Source organism: Pseudomonas sp. MIL19, assembly GCF_028680365.1.
Lineage (GTDB): Bacteria > Pseudomonadota > Gammaproteobacteria > Pseudomonadales > Pseudomonadaceae > Aquipseudomonas > Aquipseudomonas spirodelae.
The window spans coordinates 1-22,093 of sequence record NZ_JAPPVG010000046.1 but is presented as its reverse complement, the minus strand read 5'-3'; the positions used below and the strand labels follow the sequence as shown (position 1 = coordinate 22,093).

Below are 22,093 nucleotides of genomic sequence, written 5' to 3'. Positions count from 1 at the left end.
AAGGGCGAGTCGATGAGAAAGCGGGTGAAGAAATTGACGGCGCCGGGCGCCTCAGACTAACAATGCAACCCCTGCGTCGCTGCGCTCCGACTGCCTGTCCGAATGATCGTGGAACAGGTGTCCGGATCAGCGTGGGCTGAGTGTCCGAATGGCGTGGAATCCGCAGTTAGCACGTCATTGACCGTCTTCGGCGAAAGCCCCTTCGTATTGTTCTCGGGTTTCACCAGGTGGTTGCGAAACAACCTGAGATCTTGAATCGTTACTTTATCGATGGGCGTATCGCCAAAGTAGCGAATCACATGGCCGGCTTTGCATTTGTAATTCAGGTAGGTCGTCGACGCCGTCCCGCTCTTTGCCACGCGTAACCAGAGCATTACCCCCTCTCTGACCGTCATGCCGGTGGAAGCAGGCTCTGCCGGCGCCTCGCCTGCTACAGCTACCTCAGGTTGAGCAGGAGGAGGACTTTGCACCTGACCACCCCCTTCGGCCTGAGCCACCTTTACCGAGTCCGGGAATCGGCGCTGGTAGTCAAAGACGCCGCGCTTAATCTCGTCGACCACAAGCTCACGAACGCTCTTGGCGTACGCGATGGTTTTGTCATTCACCGGCAAGTCACGAATCACTTCACGATGGCGTTTGCCGTTGAGCGAGAAGCTGATGCGGACTCTGCCGTTGTGGATCTCAACACCTTTGGGCATAACCATGCTCATAGCGCTCCCGACATCCACTTCTCGATGGCCTCGCGGTTATAGATGACGCGATTCGCCGGGTCTCGATCCCAGTGCTTGCCTTCGTGCCATTGCCCGCTTGCGCGGTACTTGCGAGCAGCCTCCGTGCTGATACCGAATACAGGGAAGAGCAGCTCTTGCCTGACCCATTTAGCAGGGACAATAGCGAACAGCTGCTTAATGTTCGGCGGTGGAATGGTGTCGTTGTTGGTGGGTTGTTTCGCTGTTGCTGTCATTGCTTGTCCTCTAGTTTTATTAATTAAAAAAGCAGATGCTGTTTTATGAGCGAAAAAATAATGTGCAGTTAGGCCTTGTCGCTGCATCGCGTCGAAGAATCAGTTGGCGAAGCTTCTCTGGTGTGTGCAGAGGCAAGGCCTGCGCTGGAATTTCAGATGGCCTCACCAGGATGACAGGCATGGCAACCGATTAACCTGGCGGAATTTCCCCCGATGACTTTGCTTCAATCCTTCGCGCGTCCAGATTGTCAGGGGGAAGTCCTTAATGATCCGCTCAGAAGGCATTCTGTCGGTCTGCTCAATGCCCAACATGAGCGAATAGGGTGCATCGCTGAAATCTTCGAACAGGATTTCAATTGCGTCTCTTCCGCCTGAAATAACATGCGGGCCGCGTGAGATGATCACATGTTTGGCTGTACTCATATCACGCAAAGCCGGCTTTAGATTCTCCGGCACCAGGAGTCTGGCTGTACCAGAATTCCATGTGAGGTATGCGTAGCCAGAGTGCGAATATTGGGTGGCCCAATAATTCGTTTCACTGATGAGAGGGCCGTCGTTGGCGATGGTGATGACGCCTTGCTGGGTAAGTGTGTTCATTTGGGTTTCTGCCTTTTGGTCATGGTTTGCTGGGTTGGTTTCGGTTAGCGGTGACACTGTTGCATTCACATGCTCATCATTACCCATCATAAATAATAGTAATGGCTGTTTTGATAGGCGTAAAAAAGCCGAGGCTAAGCCTTGGCACGGCGCTGCCTTATTGAAGCGATAACAGTCCCAACAATCAGTGTTGCATCTTCTATTGGGTGCATTCTGTCGGGGTACTTTGGATTAAGCGTCTCTATGTATTGGCCCGACAGTGTCTTGCTAAGTCGTCCAAATCCCGGTCTTCCCTGGGCGTCTAGGATTACGATGTCATCCGTACTTTGAGGTGAGACGGTGGGATCAACAAGAATCAGGTCATTCTCTAGGTACTCTGGCTCCATAACATCAAAGGAAACTCTCATCCAAAATGCCTGCTTGCTCTGCTCAAAGGGAGTACGAAAGTGGCCTTCAGCTGAGCTGCTCAGATAGGTGTCTTGAGGTGTCTTAAGTGCAGGGTCGAGCCACGAAATAATCGGCAGCATCTGCAAAGGTTGGACTATTGGAGCGGCTGGGGTTTCGACCTGAGCGGTCTCTTGCTCAGGCATCAGGGTAGCCATGCTGAGCAGTCGTTTCATGTCATGCTCGCGCTGCTCCTCTTTGGAAAGTATGCCCAGCCCACGCCGCAGAGCTGTTGCATTCGCCAGGCTTAGATCGCCGCCATTTGCCAGCCATTCAGGTGTGATGTTCAGTGCGTTCGCCAGCTCAAGAATTTTCTTGGTGCCCTTGTTTCGACCTGTCTCTAGATTGCCAATAGTGGCCTGCGATAGGCCTGACTTTTTAGCTAATTGAGCTTGGGTTAGACCACATTGTTCTCGACGAAATATCAGTCGTTGTGAAAACGTGTTCAGTGGTCTGTTCAACATCGGCAGGGTTTGAACGCTGCCACTCCCAAGGTTTGACCCTGAGGCTTCAGTAGTTTGGGCAGCCAATGTTGCTTCAAGGTCACCGCCATTCAGCAGCCATTCGACAGGTACTTGGAGTGCCTGGGCTATTGCCAAAGAACTGTGAGACGCAGCAGTCGTTGCATTTTCGAGCAGGGCAATACTCGATTGAGTCATACCGGCTCTCTTAGCAAGCTCTGCCTGCGTCAGGTTGCGAGCCCTGCGTGCTAACGCAATCCGGCCTGCGAGAGAGTCTGTGTTTAATGGTTTCATCTGCATCGTTCCGTAAGAGTCGCCCCCACTTTAGCTATAAAAAATAGCTTTGTCAATTATTGCTGTTGACAATCTGTGAAAGGTTAATATGATTCACTGCAACAGCAATTGCTGTTAAATAGCCAAACTCATACGGAGTAAACCACGATGAACCGCTCAACAGTCGATCAACTCTCAGTTTCTGCTGGTACCGAGGCAAACGGCGGTCAAGCGTTCGTGCGTCCAATCAACCCTGGAGTGGTCAATGTCAATCCACTTCTGCATCTGAAAAAGGTCATGAAGGATTATCCAGCAATGTCCTCATGGGCAAAGGTAATGCTCCAAGACAAGGGGAAGGCAAACGCCCCTGATTGGCCCAACTGGTGCTTTCTACCGATGGGCGGCTGGGCAGCGATGATCGATGTGAGTTCGGTCATCGCTGGCGGATTTGAGCACCTCTTCGATTCTTCTAAAGGGATCGGAGTGCTTGCTGCGCTCGGCACCTGGCGGTACTCGCAAGGTATCTATCGATTTGACCCAGATTTGCTTTCTGCACTGACAGCGACTGAGCTTTCTGGCGATCTACCTTGCGAGTTGTTTCAGCGGCTTCCTGAGTGGTGCGTTTATGTTGAGACGCCTGGGTTGTCTTGGCTCGAATCGCCTTTGCATGGATTTTGGGCCCACATGGAGTGGGATGTTAACCACCAGCGCAAGGAACTCCGGTTTGTGCTGAACACAGAGGACGGCTTGATTGCTCAGCCCCTGCATCTTGGTAAGTGGTCAGTCGAGACAGCAATAAGCAAAACAATGGACTTTGCGGGAGAAAATGATATTTCATCCGGGTTGAGTGAATTGTTCGGCCTCGATCTTCCCCTAGATAATATCTTGGCAGTCGAGCTTAAGCCGCTGATAGCCATCCTGTTGTACCTCTGCTCAGAGGAGCCCGAGATCGACCCGTTGCGTATGCCGCAGGCATCACCGACCAAGACTGTTTTTAAAAAGGGAAAGAAAGGGCCGTACCTGTTTACGCCAGATAAGCCGCGAGTACTCCGGGTTGGAGATAAAGCTGGACGTCTCTTGCGTATTGCTGCTCAAGACCAAGACAGCGGCAGGACTGTTAAGTCGCATTTGCGGAGGGGGCATTGGCATGGGTTCTGGACTGGGCCGCGTTCAGGGCAGCGGCGCTTTGTCTACCACTGGATTGCCCCTCTTGTTGTCGAGGGGAGAAAAAATGATGATGCCGCTGATTGAGTCGGCGAAGTAGAGCACTCTGAGTTGAGTGTCTAATCAAGTGTCTACAACGCCAGTGGCGATTAATTCAAACGTTTGGTTAAGGGGCTGGCTTTAGCCAGCCCCAGTGAGCGTAGCGAACGGTTTGAATGCTGTTAGCAACACATTAGCGATGTGGCCTAGCCAGAAGTTTATTCTTTCTACGTATCTCTCGGTTCTGACGATATGTGAACCATCGGCCGAGTAAGTGATAACGTACAAAAGAATCAGCACTTATTTTTACTGTTTTTTCGCGATATTCACGGTGATTCTGTTCCCTCCAAGCGTCAACGTCATAAACGGAAAAGTCCTTCACGTTGAGATTTCCGTCGATCTGGCGGTCCAGCAAAAACAGTTCGAGGTCCGCTATGGATGCAAGCGATTCTTTCGTTAGTCGGAAGTTCTTGAATACACCTATGTCGTGATCATTCCGTCCGACAGGTACGATTTGGGTCTTATCTACTTGATCTATGATTTCAACAATATATTTTATATTGCTGCCAAGGTCGGTATTTTTGTATCTAGAGGGCACAGGCTGAAGGATGCCGGTTAGATGATTATTGAAGAACTCTATAACTGGACTCCAACTTCCAATATGTCTTGGGACTGCGTACTTTCCGTCGGATGTAGAAAGTATTAGTTGTTTTTTTAACTTATGGTTTGCGAGGAGGTCATTTATGTCGACTTTCCGAAGGTTGAATCCGTAGAACTCAATGGGGCCGAATTGATTTTGGTATGTTTCATACGGCTTGAGGATTAGCGGATTTTCCTCAAATTCAATAAGGTGTATGTATATCGAGTGACCAACCTTTAGATAGATGTCGAATATTGTAGTTGATCGATCCTTGATGTTTTCGATCAAGATATTGCTGACGTATCGATCTTCGCAAAATCGACTTGAGGCAATCTGAAATGCGCCTCTCAGTTCAATCCCGTTCTTCCGATGGTAATTTTTCACAGCGACCCAGAGCGCAATTAGCGATATGAGTATTGGAAGCAGTGTCAGTGGCGGCGGAATCTGCATGTGTACCTAACCTTTTTCTAAGGGGCGGGCTTTGCCGGTCCCAGCGAACGAAGTGAGCGATTTGAGCGTCTTTTTAAGCGCCAATAGTACGCAGTTTCTTTGCAAGCTCTGTTTATAGAGTCTGCAAGCATTCCCCATTTTTAAGTAGATCTGATGATCGCTCTCTTCGAGACCTTTTTACCCGTCTCCTTGAACACTAGGCCAGTTCCAAGAATAGGCCCATTAATCCATAGATTCTGAACCGCCTTTTGGAGCGGCCTCAGCTCCCGACCGTGAAACCTAAGGAAGATCTGAAAAGCCCCCCTTTGAAAAATAGGGTCCAGTAACCACGCGGCTTAAAGAGCTGTCATTTCGTAAAAACGGGCTTTTCAGAGGTTCCCTAATCGCGGCTGAACTTAGCTGTCGAAAGAGTAAACGTGTACACGTTTTTAGTGGGGTTGCGGCTTCCAAGCTGTTGTGCTCCGCACAACAGCTTGGGCAAAACTCCAAAGATTTTGATTTCAAACCTAAGCCGCATCCTGGCGGCTGCGAAGTGAGCGATGCCTTAAGGGCCTGTCGGCCCTTTCTCTCGCTACGGCTCTATAGGAATCCCTCTGTCACGGTGAAGTCATTCGTCTGCAAGACCCGAAAAATTTGCAGCCAGGAAATCACCTGCTTTTGTTTGTTCTCAAATATAGAGATCCGTCGAAATTTTTTTTTTCAACTAAAGAAATTTAAAAAGCCGACAAACGGTCAGCATTAGCAGGTTGTCAATCTGGAATAAATAGCCTGTACGCCTAGTGCTGCGGGGCTTCGTTGATTTTTAGTTCTGCGGAAAATATTTTAGCTAAGGGAGACGAACGGTAGCCATTTAGTGGCTCTTGGTTGACTCGTATCTGGTCGGTTTCATCCAAATTGGCTTGGGTTGTTTGCGGCTACTGGGCCATCCAGGTAGGCAGTCATGCAGCTATCGGCGGTCTATTTTTTGAGCAGCAGAGAGGTGCAGTGGCGAATTTACAAGGGTCTATCTCACCTGATTTAAGGTGTGGTTAATGCATGTGCTGATTGCAAACCGCCTTGAGTCGAACGGTGACGGCCGTCATTCTGTGGTGGCCGGTCGTCCTTGGCGGAAAATCTTTGCATCAACCCCGCGTAATAGGATCCGTGATCAAGCTACGCATACCTGGCCTACCTCTTCATAACTAAACCTGGGCTTGCACATGCGTACCTTCCGGACCGCTCTGCGTCACATGCCCGATGCAGCGGCATACCGTAGTTACGCCCTTAGGGATCTGTCATGCGCTAGCGATGGTGTTGGCTTGTAACGGTCGCGATAGCCGACAGTAACTCCTATGGGAGGAGGCGCGTAGGCAATTTATTGATGGAAATTCAATTATCAAAAATAATTATCAGCTGATAATTGTTGCCCGTAACGCCCTACCCGACGCGCAACGTGGATGGAGGAGCGACTCGACTGAGTTGGTTTGTATAGCACCGTAAGCATTCCACGCCACCCGTTCAACGGTCATTCGGCCGGGCAGTCGTAGCACAGCGATGCAGGTGAAGCACCACTCGAATCTTACGTATGGATAAACGCACCACGACAACCTCTCTGCTTCAAAAAATAGGTCGATGCTAGTGAAGAAATCCTACGCCGCTGCCTGCCTGATAGGATGGCCGGATGGCCGTGGAATCCGATTCATCGAGCCTGGTCGGCTTCATCCAAATTGACTTGGGTTGTTTGCTGCTGCTGGGCCATCCAGGTAGGCAGCCATGCAGCTATCTGCGGTCTATTTTTTGAGCAGCAGAGAGGTGCCGCGACGAATTTACAAGGGTCTATCTCACCTGATTTAAGGTGTGGTTAATGCATGTGCTGATTGCAAACCGCCTTGAGTCGAACGGTGACGGCCGTCATTCTGTGGTGGCCGGTCGTCCTTGGCGGAAAATCTTTGCATCAACCCCGCGTAATAGGATCCGTGATCAAGCTACGCATACCTGGCCTACCTCTTCATAACTAAACCTGGGCTTGCACATGCGTACCTTCCGGACCGCTCTGCGTCACATGCCCGATGCAGCGGCATACCGTAGTTACGCCCTTAGGGATCTGTCATGCGCTAGCGATGGTGTTGGCTTGTAACGGTCGCGATAGCCGACAGTAACTCCTATGGGAGGAGGCGCGTAGGCAATTTATTGATGGAAATTCAATTATCAAAAATAATTATCAGCTGATAATTGTTGCCCGTAACGCCCTACCCGACGCGCAACGTGGATGGAGGAGCGACTCGACTGAGTTGGTTTGTATAGCACCGTAAGCATTCCACGCCACCCGTTCAACGGTCATTCGGCCGGGCAGTCGTAGCACAGCGATGCAGGTGAAGCACCACTCGAATCTTACGTATGGATAAACGCACCACGACAACCTCTCTGCTTCAAAAAATAGGTCGATGCTAGTGAAGAAATCCTACGCCGCTGCCTGCCTGATAGGATGGCCGGATGGCCGTGGAATCCGATTCATCGAGCCTGGTCGGCTTCATCCAAATTGACTTGGGTTGTTTGCTGCTGCTGGGCCATCCAGGTAGGCAGCCATGCAGCTATCTGCGGTCTATTTTTTGAGCAGCAGAGAGGTGTCGCGACGAATTTACAAGGGTCTATCTCACGTGATTTAAGGTGTGGTTAATGCATGTGCTGATTGCAAACCGCCTTGAGTCGAGCGGTGACGGCCGTCATTCTGTAGTGGCGGGTCGTCCTTGGCGGCAACCTCTCTGCTTCGAAAAAGAGGTCGATGGTAGTAGAAATCCTGCATCGCTGCCTGCCTGATAGGGTGGCAGGATGGTCGTGGGATCCGATTCATCGAGCCTGGTCGGCTTCATCCAAATTGGCTTGGGTTGTTTGCGGCTACTGGGCCATCCAGGTTGGCAGTCATGCAGCTATCTGCGGTCTATTTTTTGAGCAGCAGAGAGGTGCCGCGACGAATTTACAAGGGTCTATCTCACGTGATTTAAGGTGTGGTTAATGCATGTGCTGATTGCCAACCGCCTTGAATCGAACGGTGACGGCCGTCGTTCTGTGGTGTGCGTACCTTCAAGATGGCTTTGCGTCACATACCCGAAGCAGCATGCGGTAGTTACGCACCTTGGGATCCTTCCTGCGCTAGCGTTGGCGTTGGCTTGTAATGGTTGCGACAGTAACTCCTATCGGAGTGGCGCAATGCCCATCGAATCAATCGTCGTGCGCAATTCAATCCTGAAAATTCAATTATCTAAAATAATTATCACGTGATAATTATTGCCCGTTACGTCGGCCCGTCGCGCAACGTGTATGGGAAACTTGTTAGCGACTGTGCGACTGAGTTGATTTTGCTAACACCGTGCTGAAGATGGCCCAATATTTTTATGAGCGCCGCCTCATGAGTTATATTTCGAAAATTAAAAGCAGTTTATAGATGGCTATTTCACGTGAGATAAGGTTCCGTTAATGCCCCATTGGCTCTGACGTAAAGTGAGACTTTAACTGCTTTAGCCCCTGTATCTTGCATGACCCATTGATTTCTTTGATGTGTGGCGTAGGACATTATAAATTTCTACGCCTATTAATTGTTTTGCTTGGTTTAACTGTAGGGCGTTATTTATTGATGCGCTGCTAGAGTGACTGTGTCAATTTAGCTTATATGTAAATACCGTTTGTCGCGTAGCTGTTCTATTTCCAGCTGAAATATTTATTAATGGCTTGAAAGTACGGGCGTGGACTATAAAATTCATGCATCACTTTATTAGCGGCGACTTAGATGATAGTGGTCGGATTCTAATGGGGGTTAAATGGCTAATTCTGAAACAACCGAGACAGAAATAATTTGCGATGTATGCAGTAAAAGTACGCTAGTGCACGGTTGTGGTGAGCAGTTCGGAGTACTACAAGCCAAGTGGGGGTTTGGCTCCCAACATGATGGTGAGGGTTATCGTGTGCGTATGTGTGAGCTATGTTTTTTCAACACGCTAGCGTACGCGAGGCAGGTACGCAAGGTCCATCAGTTATTTGAGAAGGAACGGCCGGTTGACGAACACTTTGGCCGAGTCGCTCAAGATGATTTTTAGAGGTGGGTAAGTGTTTATATTTTGCTGTTAAGAGTCGGTGAAGTGGAAATAACGATCATCGGATCGTTGTTACTGCGTCACTTTGGCGATATCAATAATCTGGCTGTAGAGCAATAACGATATGACATGGACTATAAAGCCTATTGAGCTGTCTACTTATGCTTCAAATCGCCTTGTATGTGCGATGGATACATCTTTTACTCGCCCAGTAACCGCCTATTTGACTGATACCTATTTTGTAGCTGGTTGCTGCATCGGAGTAATACATCGACATATTAAAGCTGATGCCTACGGGCGATTTAAGGATGGGCATCGTGTGCGCACATCTGATGTTATCCATGCTCGGCAGTGTGCAGGGTTCTGGACCTTGCACACTGTTACTGGCAGCCTGTATGTGGTTGTAACATTTAAAAAACAAGGCGGCAGGAACTCACTGGGTATATTGCTAGAGCTGATATCACGCGGCATCCAAACTTCGCCACGCATGCTTCAATGATAAGTGTGCTCCTTAGGGCTTATGACCACTAGTTGCGTGCAGGTATATTTCGGGCTGGCGCTTACCTGCATGAGCCCTGAGTGATAATTAAAGCTCTGGAGAGTCCTGAGCATTGCGATTATGACGAATATCTTGCTCGGTGCACATAGCATTCAAGCATCCATAAAAAAACTCATCATGCATGCTGTGTGGTATTTCTTTATCATTAAGCTGGGTGATAATCTCTGTGTTGAGTTTATATATGTCTTTTTTAAGAGATTCGTCGAACGGGCTCGCGAGATTCTTAGGCCAAATCGGTGCCAGATTTAGAAATAGAGAAAAGAGATTGTTCGGGTTAATGGTTTTTGGAGCTGGCGGAAAAAAGCGCTTAATAAATGCGAACTCTTTTTCCTGTTGAGCGCTAAGTAATCCGGATATTGTAGCGCTCTCCATTGCGCCGTATGCAATAACATACATAAATCTAACTAAAGTCTTGAATTCATTTTGTGTGCTTGAGTTGCATAGCAACACAGAAGTCTTTTTCATATTAAATATTGAGATTTTGCATTGGCGCAATATTCTTTTTAAAAGCAGCTCAGGTGCTAGAGAGTATTTTGATGGGGTTAGTGATCGCACGGACTCAATAAAATTCAATAGGGAGTCCTCGGGGATGCAGCAGTGAAGAGAGGCTGGCTCTCTTGTAATTGCTAATGGTGCGTCAGGTTGGTAAGTGTAATAGCCTTCCCATTCGCGAAGTGTTATTTCGCGTTCTGTAGAGTTTAACTGCAAGAGAGAAATAAGGTCTTCTATCTCGTGATAGCATCTGTCTCGATTTTTGTGGAAATTACAGATTTGGTTATTGATTTTATAATTTAGGCGCATTTTTATATCCTCTATTTTTTATAATAATCATAGAGAAGGGTTTTGCGCAACAGAAGCTCCGGCTCAAGCCTTGTTATTAATGGTTATATTTCTATGTGGGTTTCTGGATTTTATGTATATCAATAAAATTTACACAAAAATTCGCTTTGTGGCTTGGATTCATAATTTCAGCATGAACAGTAGGCAATGGAATTCAGTGTCGACTGTAAACGCCTTATTGGCACTTTAATTAATTATTATTCTGGCTTTTAACTTTGTCGCTCCGCTTGAATATTTCGTCAGCTTTTTCTGCGGCATCCTTCATTTCCGAACCTATTGATTCTAGTTATTATTCCGATAATAGACAGCGAGAATTATTGCTCTCAGGTTTCGCTTCTTCATTTTAAAAGTTCCGCATATTTTATTAGGCGTAGATCTTTATTGGTTTTTATGGATTCTATATGGATGGGGCTAGTAGGTCTTGGTGGTTTTTCTTTATATCTTTATTTGTTTTTTTGTCTTTAATGTAAGCGCTCTGCAAGCGAGCTTTAAGACGCTTAATGATAAGAAGCAGAATCTGTCGTGGCGGCTTTCCGAATCTCAAGTTTTGATTAGTATAGTTGGGTGTGCATGCTATATGAGTGGTTGAGCTTTCATAAGAAAACCGCATACCAGCCTTCTCTAGTAGCTCTTTTGTATAGGGTTGCTGCGTCCTAATAGCTATTTCCCCCGTGTCTATGGGCGCATTAAGCGTTCGCTGTTTAGTTTCTAGGTCAGCATCGAGAGCTGTCATTTTCGCCTTGAAAAGGCTCGTTTGGTTCGCGAAAGCGGCTTCGGATTCAGTGGGCAGGTAAAACGAACAGGCAGCCTTGGAGCGCGTAAAAGCGACGTAAGCAGAGCGCCGGTCAGTTGTCTCGCTCGCTAGATAGAAGGCATGTTCGACAGTCAGTCCCTGAGACTTATGCACGGTCATAGCGTATGCATGATCCATCTTGTCATAGTCACTAAGACTCCAGCAGATTTCGATGCCTGAGCGATCCAGGCGGGCACGCACAACTGTTTCAATCCCTATGCCATCAGCCCCGGACTCGTGATCTTCGATACTGATGACCGTCGCCCGGTCGCCGTTGAAGACTGGCGTCTGATCAACCTTTGCGTTTTTACGGAACATGATCCGGTCACCAGGGCAAAGCTCAAGTAGCCGTGAATAACCTCGATCATTGCTCACTAGGACGACTTTTTCGGCTGATTTGTCCAACTCCCCATGAGCCATCCGTATTTCCCGAACGCGCTGATTGAGCTGGCTAACATGACTATTTCGATCAGCCAACAACAGAATTTCACTCCAGTCAGTGCCAGCCTTGCGCGCCTGTGTGGCATCGATGAGCATCAGTTCTATAGCGGATGGTGTGTCATTGTTAGTTGCGCGAATCAAGCCACGGGATTGCATCATCGCGGGGGCGTCGCCCACATTGGAAAACCAGGCCTGGCCGATGGCTCTATCCTCTGCATTGCGCTGACGCGTTATATGTTCAAGTCGTGCTGCGCCTAGATGCTGGGTGAGCATTTGTAGAGTTGATGCGGAAGCTACTGATTCGAGCTGTTTGGAGTCCCCCACTAGCACGATCTTGGCACCAGCCGCTTCGACATAACCCAACAGCTTATGAAGGGTGCGGGTATCAACCATTCCGGCTTCATCCAACACAATTACGTCCATTTCGGTCAATCTGAAAGGGCTTCTAGCATTGTCGTTCTCAAGCCGCATGAGAAGCGCATGAATGGTTTGCGAGTCAATACCGGAGCTTTTCTGAAGCTCTGCCGCCGCAGCGCCAGATGGTGCCAGGCCTAATACGCGATGTCCGGCAGAGCTATAGGCGATTTTGAACGCAGCAAGTGATGCGGACTTTCCTGTACCAGCAGCGCCCTGGATGATTACCATCTGTTGGCCATCAGTGGAGTGAAGCATGGCCTGAACCTGCTCAGTACGGAGGGGGAACCCTTTCTCTAGTTCGCATTGTTGTAAGGCACTCTTGATGCCCAGGTCGGACAGGGTAAAACGCTCCGTAGGTCTTGAAGCTTTGAGAGCAAAACGCAACAGATCAGATTCGAGCTGGCGAAAGGTCTCGGTAGTGAAAAGCGGTTCCTTATCGAGGCCGCCGGGCAGGCGCACAATTCCCAGTTGCTGGCACACAGCTGATTCAATCTCGGCGAGTGAGTCTGTGCCGCCACGCATGATGCTTAGCAGCGCGACAGCTCGATCAAGATCATGTTGTCTGAAGACGCTACGGTTCTTGAATACCAGGGACTCGACTGCCAGCAGAGTGGCTGGCGTGATGTCGCCGGTGGAGGGGGAAAGATCAACAAGGCAGGACTTCCATTCTTCTCGTAGTACTTCTCCATCAACCGCTGCCTTGGCCTGGCGCGTGCGCTTTGCGACTGTGCGCGCAGCATCAGCGCCTGACGCGCCCATGGCCACAAGGGCCGATTGAATTTCCTGGCGGCGTGTCGAGAAACGCATGATCGTACTGTGATCAATGCCGGCTACAACGAGGCCACTGCGCTCAGGTACACATTCAAGGTAACGCGCAACACTTGGCAGATCCCGCTGTAAAGCGTTCGCAAGGCAGGCGTCAAACAGAGCACCAATCTCAACCTGTCTCTTGTACAGCTCGCGGGCATCAAGCGTTCTCCACTGGCCGTCGCTCCCAAAAACCAGGTTAGGCATCTCTGCATGAATATGCAGATGCGGCTCTTGATTACGGTTGGTGAAGTGAAGATAGGTGGCCGCAATAATTTTACCGGGATGAGTGGTACTACCCTGTGCTCCGGTTCGGTAAGCGAATATTCCTCTGCTCTCCAGGTTTTTAATGGTTTTGCTGGCGGCTTCCATCAGTGCTCGTTCGAAAATGATCTGCTCGCTTCGAGGCAGTGTTGCGTACAGCAGAGACAGCGACTTTTCGACGTTAAAAGATGTCGAGAAACCAGCTTGGGCATGATTGTCTGTTTTGAGCTGTGTTTGCCTTGTTGCACTACAGAATGATTCTCCAGTACGCGGATGGATGCCGGACATGAGTGCGGCATAGTCACCATTAGCTGGATTGACACCGAGGCCAAGTTCGTCTGAACCGCTTCCCGCAAAAGCAGTTAATAGTGTGTCGCTATTTGCTTTAAAGTAATAGTCTTCTGCGCCCGAGCGGACGATGGCAGTTTCTTCTCCGGTTTCATGGTAGTCGGCTCGTGATTGGATATCTTCACAGTTGAATTTATCTATTGTAAATATGCTCATGCGGGATCCTCCATGGTGAGGATATTTGAAAAAGAACAGATTACACCTGCTTTCGCACCATCGTTTGCGGCATCTGTGACTCTTATGCTCAATAAAGATAACGAACGCGCAATTTCCTCCTGTATGACCTGTGTTGTAACTCGGTCTAAGTTGACTATTTTTGTTGACTTTAAAGAAAGCTGGTTATTGACAATGGCTACAAGGTCTTCAGTTTCAATAGATGCTATTAACTTCTCCATAACCCTGCTTTTAGCAATGCCTAGGGAATTAGCCAGATTGTCTAATGCCGTTTGATTGGCCTTGCTATCGATTGTTTGGCTATAAATTTTTCTCATGATATGCCTCGATATGGTTTCTACTACATTATTAGTAGAGGCATATGAGTGCGCATGTATGCAATATTTTATTTACAGCCCGGCGTTTTACGCTGTTGCATCCTTCGAAGAAGGTGCAGCAGTGTTAAACGAATTTCTCTCCTATCTATGTCATTTCACGTTGTGTCTCGTGCGGTCACTTGCTCTCTGATCTTGTCATGAATCCCCACAGTTTTTCGAATGCCTTTGTTAGTTTTCAGTTATTTTCGTTTTATAACCGAAGTAAGCATGGGTGGTATATTCCATTGCTGCTAGCTCACTGTGATAATAAATAAAAGTTGAGGTGGAAATATGGCAAAGGGGCAGGCAAGAATCTTGCTGCATGGTAAGCGAGAATTTTTAATTAAAGCGCTTAAAGAGTGTTCAACGCTATATGAAATTGCGATAAATCTTGAACTAGAGGGAGTGAAGGTTTCTATATCAAGCTTGTACAGATTTATGGTGAGTGATTTGGGGGATTACTATTTTGAGTACCTCAGATACACGGGCAGAGGGCTGGTTAGAAACCGGCATGTAACGGATAGGTTGGGGCCAGCGAATAAAACAGAGTCGATTAGTCGCTCTGCAATGAGGTCAGAGATAATTAGTAGTCCGGGCGACGTGAACAGATTTTTAAAAGATAAAGCCAAGAGGTTATTATGAAAATAGTAGTAGCAGGTATTAGCGGAAATTTGGGTAAGTCAACGTTGTCAGCGCATATGCTTGTACCGCGAATGGAAAATGCTAAGCTGTTAATTGTTGAGTCAATAAATCAAGATACTCAAGATCTTGTTGGGGAGTCGCAAAAAATTCGCGGAGAGGAATTCAAGAAAATATATATGCAGTTAGTATTGTACGAGAATCTTGTGGTTGATGTTGGAGCTTCAAATGCCGAAGCATTTTTTGAGGGATTATCTTCATTTAGTCAAGGTTATGATGAGGTTGATTTTTTTGTAATCCCTGTTGTGCCGGGTGTTAAGGAGCAAGCTGATTCAATTACGACCGCTCGTATGCTTTCAGCAATGGGCGTTGAGAAAGATAAAATCAGGATCGTATTTAATCGAGTAAAGCGTAGTGTGGAAGAGGAATTTCCCGAAATCCTTGACGCAGCGAATAACTTTGATTGCTTTATTGCTAATACTAAATGCGCAGTATATGAAAATGATATTTATGAAGACCTAGCTGATCTCAGAATGCCTCTGGCTGACGCGTGCACCTTAGCACGCAATAAATTGGAGGAATTGAAGCAATGCTTAAGAGTCGCGGCCTATGATCCGATAGAATTTGCTTATGCAATGAAGAAATTAAATGTGGCAAAAAAGGCGATTAATACTTGTACTCATCTAGATGAGGCGTTTGAGTCGCTTTTTGAGGAGGCTGGCAATGCAGGATTGCAGAGGTAGACCGCTTACACGTCATGAAAATAATATAAGGCTTCTCTTCCAGCATGCAGATGAAATAATTAATAAATTGGAATTTTTAAATTCTTCGGCCGACAGGCTTGAGCGTATTGAGGTAATGATTAATGGACTTGATGGCGTTCCTGGATTAATTGAACTGATAGAGGCAATGTCTTTTGAGATTAATAGGCTTGAGCGCTGGGGTTGGCGAGCATCTAACGTGAACATTAACGAAGTGTCTAATAGGCTATCTAAAATTGAGTCGATTCTAAATAGGTATGCGAGTCATGTAGAAATCATACAGAAAGATAAAAAAAGGAGCCTGCATGACTGGGGGGTTACAGCATGTATTTTTGGGGGAGTTGCTCTGGGGGTGCTCAATTTATCGCTGCTCGCATGGAGTGCTATCGCGTGATATGGTCGCTGACTTACCCATAGATCGCCCACCTACTAGAGCATTGAGCATGGGTTAAACTTCAATACAACAGGCCTACTGTCCCACATCGCTCGGGAGCTGACTATTTCTCAGGATGCTATATCACAATGGCGAACCGAGATCACCATCCAGCAGTGCCAACCTAAGTCCTTCCCAAAACGACTTGGTTAATTTCACAGTCAATTCCGATCTGCATATATTTCATAAGCCACTACTCAGGTATTAGCTCTCCAGAAGTACCAGTGAGCCTATGCGAAGAGGTGTCAGTAGGGGCTGGTGTATATGCCTGGAAATAGAAACTCCAGCGTCGCCCATCTAGAAACTAGCAAGCTCGTTCACCAGCACATCCCCTCCTTATTTAGGGCTAGACCTATTCCACTTCCTGAACAGGCTGCCCCATCAAAACTCTACGCAATATCAAGCAGCGGCAAAGACTTTACGATTTTCATAGTTTCCAGGCTCACCGTGACCACGCGCAGGAACAGCTCCAGTGGGTAGCGTGGGTTGCCCATGGTTTCGATGGCCCAGGCGTTGGCGTCGTTGATAATACCGCTGTCTTTGTGGGTGCTGACGCATTGGCGCTCGACCACCCAATCCAGCGCGGGTTTGCCGTTGACGATGTAGTCGTAGGCTTCCAGCGGGATGCCGGTGACGGTGATCTTGGCGTTGTAATGCAAGGTGCTGAGGTCTTTGTCCTTGCCCTTTTTGCCGTACTTCATCTTGGTTACGCGGTAGTCACCGTCGCTGCTGGCACTGCTTTGCACGTTGGCCGGGTACATGGGCACGGTTTCGTAGTCCAGGTGCAAATCAGCCAGCGCACGGCCAGCCTTGGAGTAGGCCCAGAAATCCGCCGCAGCCTTGACCGCCGGGATGCGCGGCAACTCTTTGCTGAGGTTGTCGGCGTACTTGTCGCGGTACTCCGGGGAATGCAGCAGGCCATAGACGTAATAGAACAAGTCTTCCTTACTGATGACTTCGCCTGGATAGGCGGCGCTAAAGTGTGCAAGACCTTCATCGGTGATCGCGTCGCGCCGGGTACTTGTACTGAGATGTGCTGGCGGATCAAATAGGCCGGGGGCTACCTTGCGGGCCTTGGCTTGGTCTTCAGGGCTGTCATAAAGGTAAAGTGGGAAACATTGGCCTGTTTGGACTACATGGAGGTCGGGTAAAAGATTACTCATTAATGCTGAGAAATCCTTTTGAGCGCCTATTGAATTAATACAAATGACCATGTTTTGCGCAGCGGCACTGGGGAAAATGCGCGGCATTTGGTAGACCATTTCGTTGAATCTACGATTGAAGTACAACCACTGCTTTGTAAATGGACGGTACAAACAAGGCGTCAGACAGTTTGCCTCGAAATCAAAACTACGATTTTTAACCAGCTCCTGCTTTAGTGCTCGTGTCCAACTGATTTGCGTTGGGTCGGTATTGATAAAGCTATCTAATTTTTCCTCGCGGGCTTTCTTTTCCAGTCCTATACTGGCTGTATTAAAGCGCGCCAGCTCAGAATTGTAGAAACCAATCATTCGCCCCATAGTAGCTCCAGCACTATTGATGCTGGCGTTATAGCACCAAGCATCACGCTGTGTTTTAACTCCACTAGAATAATTTGAGAATAATTTAGGTGCAGGATTTCCATCCTTATCACCTAGCACAATAAAATCACCAAAACTATTATCGCGCTGATTAATCCAATCACCATGCTCATCTGGTGTAATGGCTTGCCAGCCATCCACTGCGCTTATACCCGCGACGCTATGAAGTTTAGTGAGTTTTTCCAGCTTCTCTCCACGTTTTAGATAATCACCTACGTTATGGAAATAAATTTTCCCTTGATTCTTAGAGTTGATATTTTTTACTAGTAAAGTAATGGCAATTGGTGTGAGACTTCCACCCTTTCCTCCATGTGCCGCAAACAGGGGATGCCCTTCTTTTCGGCACCTTTCGCCAGAGGTTCTGCCATTACCGCGCAAGTGAAAAATATAAATGCTGGAAAACTCCTCAGCTAAACATTGGCGCAAGCCGTCAAAAGTTCCTGCCTCCAAGAAATTTGCATTCGTAACGAACCCGATAATCCCGCTATCACCAACGCGATCTGACGCCCAGCGAATGGCTCTAATATAACTATCATAAAGCCCATTCTTATTGGTGGCACTTGAGCGCTCTGCATAAGTAGAGCGAATACGACCGTCTAGGTATGGATATTCCACATTTTGGTTGTTGTCATTGGCGCTTGTCTGCCCAGCAGAATATGGAGGATTTCCAATAATCACTCGTATATCCAAGGCCTTTTGCCTGACTCGCCGAGCACTGTTGTCCATCAATATCTCGCTGACTAAGTCGTCCTTTTCATAAAGCTGAAAAGTGTCAGTTAAACAGATGCCCTCGAAGGGCTGGTACTCGCCTCCGACAATGCTGTGGTATACGGCCTCGATATTGATGGCAGCAATGTAATAGGCCAGCAAGACGATTTCGTTGGCGTGGATTTGGCCTTGGTATTTGTTCTGTAGCTGCTCTTTGCTGATCAGGCCACTTTGCAGCAGGCGGGTGATAAAGGTGCCGGTGCCGGTGAAGGGGTCAAGGATATGCACGCCATCGCTGCCGAGGGTTTGGCCGAACTCGCTTTGCAGAATGTCGTTGACGCTGTGGATGATGAAATCCACCACTTCCACTGGGGTATAGACGATGCCCAAGCGCTCGCTCATTCGCGGGAAGGCATTACTGAAAAACTTGTCGTACAGCTCGACGATGATTTTCTGTTTGCCTTCGGCGTTGTCAATGCCTTCGGCGCGCATTTTCACGCTGTCGTAAAAGCGCTGGAGGGTGTCGGCTTCTTTGTCTAGGCGGTGCTCTTGCAGCACGTTCAGGACGTTTTGCATGGCGCAGGACATGGGATTGTTGCTGGCGAAGCTGTAGCCCTCGAACAGGGCGTCAAACACCGGTTTGGTGATCAGGTGCTGGGCCAGCATCTCCATCACTTCGTTGTCGCTAATGCTATCGTTCAGGTCATCACGCAGCTCAGCGGCAAAGCCAAAGAAGGCTTCGCGCTCGCGGGTGTTAGCTTCATCCTCAATGATGCTGCTGATACGGGTGATATGGGTGCGGGCAATCTTGGCGATGTCGTTGGCCCAATCTTCCCAGTGACTGCGATTGCCACACTTTTGTACCACCTTGGCGTAGATGGCGCGTTCGATTTCGCCAATCTGAAACTCTAAGCCGAACTGCTCAGGCGCGGGGCCGTGGTCATATTTGCCGCCCCCGCCACCAATGCCATAGGTGGCCTTGCCGTTGTCTTTGCCGGTGTTGCTGCGGTCGGTTTTTTTGTTGATCTTTTCGGTAACTGCGATGACTTCCATCTTGGCCGGATCGCTGCCGATCAGATCTAGCTTGTTGACCATGGCGTCGAAGCGATCATCGTGTGAGCGCAGGGCTTGAAGCACTTGCCAGACGACCTTGTAGGTCTTGTTGTCGTTCAGTGCCTCATCAGGTGCCATGCCGGCAGGGATCACGACCGGCAAAATCACATAACCACGCTTCTTGCCTTCGGCCTTGCGCATAACGCGGCCAACCGATTGCACAACATCTACCTGTGAGTTGCGCGGGGTGAGGAACAACACGGCGTCCAGGGCGGGCACGTCCACACCTTCAGATAGGCAGCGCACGTTGCTGAGGATGCGGCAGGTGTTGTCGGGCACCTCGGCTTTCAGCCAGTCGAGTTCGGCCTCTTTCTGGCTGGCGGTCATGCCGCCGTCCACATGGGAGGCTTCACAGATCAGCGTGGCGGCAGTGTCGGTGTTTTCCGGGTTGCTGGCTTTGTACGCTTCGACCACTTGATCGAACATGCTGGCGATATTCTTAGAGCTGACCTTGTGGGTCTTGGCGAACTTTTGGTACTCGATCACCTGGCAGAACGCCACGGCGCGGCGCATGGGTTCGCCATCGTCGGCAAGATCTTCGCGGGTGTCTTGTTTGCTCAGAGCCTTCCAGCAGCCAACGATCTTGGCGGCGTCTTCTAACTTGATCTGGTTGTCATCGTCGGCGAGCAATTTTTGCAGACGACCGCTGATGTGCTTTTCATCCATGGCCAACACCAGCACTTTGTAATCAACCAGCAGCTCGGCCTTTACCGCCTCGCTAAAGGTGATGACGAACAGCTCTTTGCCGTACCACTCCTCCTGATTCATTCCATACAGCTTGGCGTTTTCTTGCTCCGCCTTGGCTTCTGCTATATCGCTGTAAATACGGGGAGTAGCGGTCATGTAAAGCCGCTTGGTGCTGCGAATGTAATCGGCGTTGTGGACTTTAACGAAGGCGCTTTCGTCATCATCACCGAAGGTGGCCCCCGTGGTGCGGTGAGCTTCGTCGCAAATGATCAGGTCAAAGTCGGCCAAGCCATGCTGGTGTTGGGCATCGCTGATCACGCCAATTGAGTGGTAGGTGCTGAACACCACGCTCATGTGCTGGTTGTCGTGGCGCTTGAGCATCTCTGCTGCCAGTCGCCCTGGCTCGGTGGTAGCCGGGTAACGCAGCTCGTGGGCAAAGGTTTGAACCGCGTCGTCATCTTTCTTGCGCTTTTTGCCCACGTCGCTGTCAGAGCACACGGCAAAGCTGTGCAACGGGGTTTCGCTCTCTTGAGTCCACTCGGTCAAGGTTTGCGAGAGCAGCGACAGACTGGGCACCAAAAACAGTACTCGCTTGCCGGCACCGGCCAACTGCTCGGCAATCTTCAAGCTGGTGAAGGTTTTGCCCGTGCCGCAGGCCATTATCAGCTTGCCCCGGTCGGCGCTTTGCAGGCCGCTTGCTACAGATAACAGGGCGCGTTTCTGGTGGTCACGCAGTTGCTTCTTGGTCTTGAAGGCTACGGCCTGGTTCGGCTGATAACGCGCCCAATCAATCTGGCTATTTTCCAGATCTTGCCGGTCAATCTTGCTCACTGGCGGCTGCTGGTTTTGCAGGGCGTCGGCGGCGTGCTCGTTCCAGTTATTGGTGGTGGTGACGATGACACGATGAGCAAATGGCTTCTTGCCCGACGCGGTAAAGAAGCTATCGATGTCACTTTTCTGGATGCGGTAGTTGTCCGCATAGAACTTGCACTGGATGGCGTGGATCTCGCCCATGCCATGGGTCTTGGCTACTAGGTCGATACCGGTGTCCCGACCGTCTAGGCCTTGTTCCTTTGCCCAGTCGGAGTATGTCCACACCTGCGCGTACAGATCACGGTATGTCGCCTCGTTACGCAGATAGGTGCAGATCAGCTCTTCGAAGTAGGTGCCTTTTTCGCGCTCGCTTACTGAGGCGGTGCGGTAGGTGTTGAGCAGGGCTGATAGTGCAGACATTGGGGAATTCCTTTTGAATACTGCTAGCGCGTCTTGGCGCCAAATTGCAGCAGTCTATCAATAGGCGCAATTACGAGCAGCCAAAAGAAAACCCCGTCAGACCTTTCGGTAAGCGCTGAAATTTCGGCACGTCAAAGCGTACCGATCAGATATTCAGCCTGCTGACGAAAAACAGCATAGGACTCATCGAAACTCGGACGTACGGAGCCGAAGACTAGCGGAGGTCAGGTGCATTCCATATTCTTGCCGTATCACAGGGTCCTGCTCGGCTGCGCTAGTGATGATCGAAGCGTTTCCGTTGTAGCAACAGCAAACGGCTGAAACTGCTGACCAAACTCTGCCTGGCCGAACTGCACTCATGCTCTGAACCCTTCTGCGGCTATTGTCGTGGCCAGGGAATCAATACGGCAGATACGCTGACGATTTGATTTCTAACGACGCAGTGCATTAAAAAGCACTGAGAATACGAGACGCACTCAAATAGCGCATTATATTGCGCCAAACTCGTCAATCTCTACATTTCAGTGCATTATATTGCACTAATGCTGAGTTCAGGCTACATTTTAACGCATTACAATGCGCTAACTGCTGGTTTGATCATGGCTAAAGAACTCACCGTCGAAGTATTTGCTGATGGCACCTGGCAAGACGCCTACAGCCTGAAATTCGAGGATCCTGCGGATTCCACGCCATTCGGACACTCAGCCCACGCTGATCCGGACACCTGTTCCACGATCATTCGGACAGGCAGTCGGAGCGCAGCGACGCAGGGGTTGCATTGTTAGTCTGAGGCGCCCGGCGCCGTCAATTTCTTCACCCGCTTTCTCATCGACTCGCCCTT

At 49.1% G+C, this 22,093-nt stretch carries 12 protein-coding genes; 3 read left to right on the top strand and 9 right to left on the bottom strand.

Going from position 1 to position 22,093, the window contains the following annotated elements:
- Positions 1–56 precede the first annotated feature (56 nt).
- From N1078_RS18435 to N1078_RS18420, 4 genes are all read right to left on the bottom strand, one after another.
- Entirely contained in the window at positions 57–710 is a 654-nt protein-coding gene (locus tag N1078_RS18435) for an Arm DNA-binding domain-containing protein (protein ID WP_274089550.1), read from the bottom strand.
- A complete protein-coding gene (xisR, locus tag N1078_RS18430; RefSeq protein WP_274089549.1) occupies positions 707–964 on the bottom strand; it encodes an excisionase family protein in 258 nt (85 codons plus the stop codon). Before xisR ends, N1078_RS18435 begins: the two co-directional genes overlap by 4 nt.
- Before the next feature lie 162 nt (positions 965–1,126).
- Complete coding sequence (locus N1078_RS18425; protein ID WP_274089548.1) at positions 1,127–1,561, bottom strand: hypothetical protein; 435 nt, start codon at positions 1,559–1,561, stop codon at positions 1,127–1,129.
- 134 nt (positions 1,562–1,695) lie between these two features.
- Positions 1,696–2,760, bottom strand: coding sequence for a helix-turn-helix domain-containing protein (locus N1078_RS18420; RefSeq protein WP_274089547.1), 1,065 nt, complete (start codon positions 2,758–2,760; stop codon positions 1,696–1,698).
- 147 nt (positions 2,761–2,907) lie between these two features.
- Between N1078_RS18420 and N1078_RS18415 the strand changes: the two genes are divergently transcribed.
- Positions 2,908–3,990, top strand: coding sequence for an AcrVA2 family anti-CRISPR protein (locus N1078_RS18415; RefSeq protein ID WP_274089546.1), 1,083 nt, complete (start codon positions 2,908–2,910; stop codon positions 3,988–3,990).
- Positions 3,991–4,135: 145 nt separating this feature from the next.
- Here the strand turns inward: N1078_RS18415 and N1078_RS18410 are convergent, their stop codons facing one another.
- From N1078_RS18410 to N1078_RS18390, 4 genes are all read right to left on the bottom strand, one after another.
- Complete coding sequence (locus N1078_RS18410) at positions 4,136–5,032, bottom strand: hypothetical protein (RefSeq protein WP_274089545.1); 897 nt, start codon at positions 5,030–5,032, stop codon at positions 4,136–4,138.
- 4,653 nt (positions 5,033–9,685) lie between these two features.
- On the bottom strand, positions 9,686–10,459 hold the full coding sequence (locus tag N1078_RS18400) for a hypothetical protein (RefSeq protein WP_274089543.1): 774 nt from the start codon (positions 10,457–10,459) through the stop codon (positions 9,686–9,688).
- Between the two features lie 436 nt (positions 10,460–10,895).
- Positions 10,896–13,724 (bottom strand): MobF family relaxase, encoded by a 2,829-nt coding sequence (gene mobF, locus N1078_RS18395; RefSeq protein WP_274089542.1) that lies wholly within the window; start codon positions 13,722–13,724, stop codon positions 10,896–10,898.
- Positions 13,721–14,059, bottom strand: a complete 339-nt coding sequence (locus N1078_RS18390; RefSeq protein ID WP_274089541.1) for a hypothetical protein — start codon at positions 14,057–14,059, stop codon at positions 13,721–13,723. The genes mobF and N1078_RS18390 overlap by 4 nt, the downstream gene beginning before the upstream one ends.
- Before the next feature lie 677 nt (positions 14,060–14,736).
- Here N1078_RS18390 and stbB point away from each other — a divergent pair.
- A complete protein-coding gene (stbB, locus tag N1078_RS18385) occupies positions 14,737–15,480 on the top strand; it encodes a StbB family protein (RefSeq protein WP_274089540.1) in 744 nt (247 codons plus the stop codon).
- Positions 15,461–15,892 carry a hypothetical protein gene (locus tag N1078_RS18380; protein ID WP_274089539.1) on the top strand — a complete coding sequence of 144 codons (432 nt, stop codon included), beginning with the start codon at positions 15,461–15,463 and terminating at the stop codon, positions 15,890–15,892. Before stbB ends, N1078_RS18380 begins: the two co-directional genes overlap by 20 nt.
- A 428-nt stretch (positions 15,893–16,320) precedes the next feature.
- Here N1078_RS18380 and N1078_RS18375 read toward each other — a convergent pair whose 3' ends face one another.
- Entirely contained in the window at positions 16,321–21,252 is a 4,932-nt protein-coding gene (locus N1078_RS18375; protein WP_274089538.1) for a DEAD/DEAH box helicase, read from the bottom strand.
- Between the last annotated feature and the right edge of the window lie 841 nt (positions 21,253–22,093).

Excerpts from the sequence above, each read along its gene's own strand:
- N1078_RS18400 (WP_274089543.1), bottom strand. The coding sequence starts at position 10,459 with ATGCGCCTAAATTATAAAATCAATAACCAAATCTGTAATTTCCACAAA.
- N1078_RS18420 (WP_274089547.1), bottom strand. The coding sequence starts at position 2,760 with ATGAAACCATTAAACACAGACTCTCTCGCAGGCCGGATTGCGTTAGCA.
- N1078_RS18390 (WP_274089541.1), bottom strand. The coding sequence starts at position 14,059 with ATGAGAAAAATTTATAGCCAAACAATCGATAGCAAGGCCAATCAAACG.
- stbB (WP_274089540.1), top strand. The coding sequence starts at position 14,737 with ATGAAAATAGTAGTAGCAGGTATTAGCGGAAATTTGGGTAAGTCAACG.
- N1078_RS18410 (WP_274089545.1), bottom strand. The coding sequence starts at position 5,032 with ATGCAGATTCCGCCGCCACTGACACTGCTTCCAATACTCATATCGCTA.
- xisR (WP_274089549.1), bottom strand. The coding sequence starts at position 964 with ATGACAGCAACAGCGAAACAACCCACCAACAACGACACCATTCCACCG.
- mobF (WP_274089542.1), bottom strand. The coding sequence starts at position 13,724 with ATGAGCATATTTACAATAGATAAATTCAACTGTGAAGATATCCAATCA.
- N1078_RS18425 (WP_274089548.1), bottom strand. The coding sequence starts at position 1,561 with ATGAACACACTTACCCAGCAAGGCGTCATCACCATCGCCAACGACGGC.
- N1078_RS18435 (WP_274089550.1), bottom strand. The coding sequence starts at position 710 with ATGAGCATGGTTATGCCCAAAGGTGTTGAGATCCACAACGGCAGAGTC.
- N1078_RS18375 (WP_274089538.1), bottom strand. The coding sequence starts at position 21,252 with ATGTCTGCACTATCAGCCCTGCTCAACACCTACCGCACCGCCTCAGTA.
- N1078_RS18415 (WP_274089546.1), top strand. The coding sequence starts at position 2,908 with ATGAACCGCTCAACAGTCGATCAACTCTCAGTTTCTGCTGGTACCGAG.
- N1078_RS18380 (WP_274089539.1), top strand. The coding sequence starts at position 15,461 with ATGCAGGATTGCAGAGGTAGACCGCTTACACGTCATGAAAATAATATA.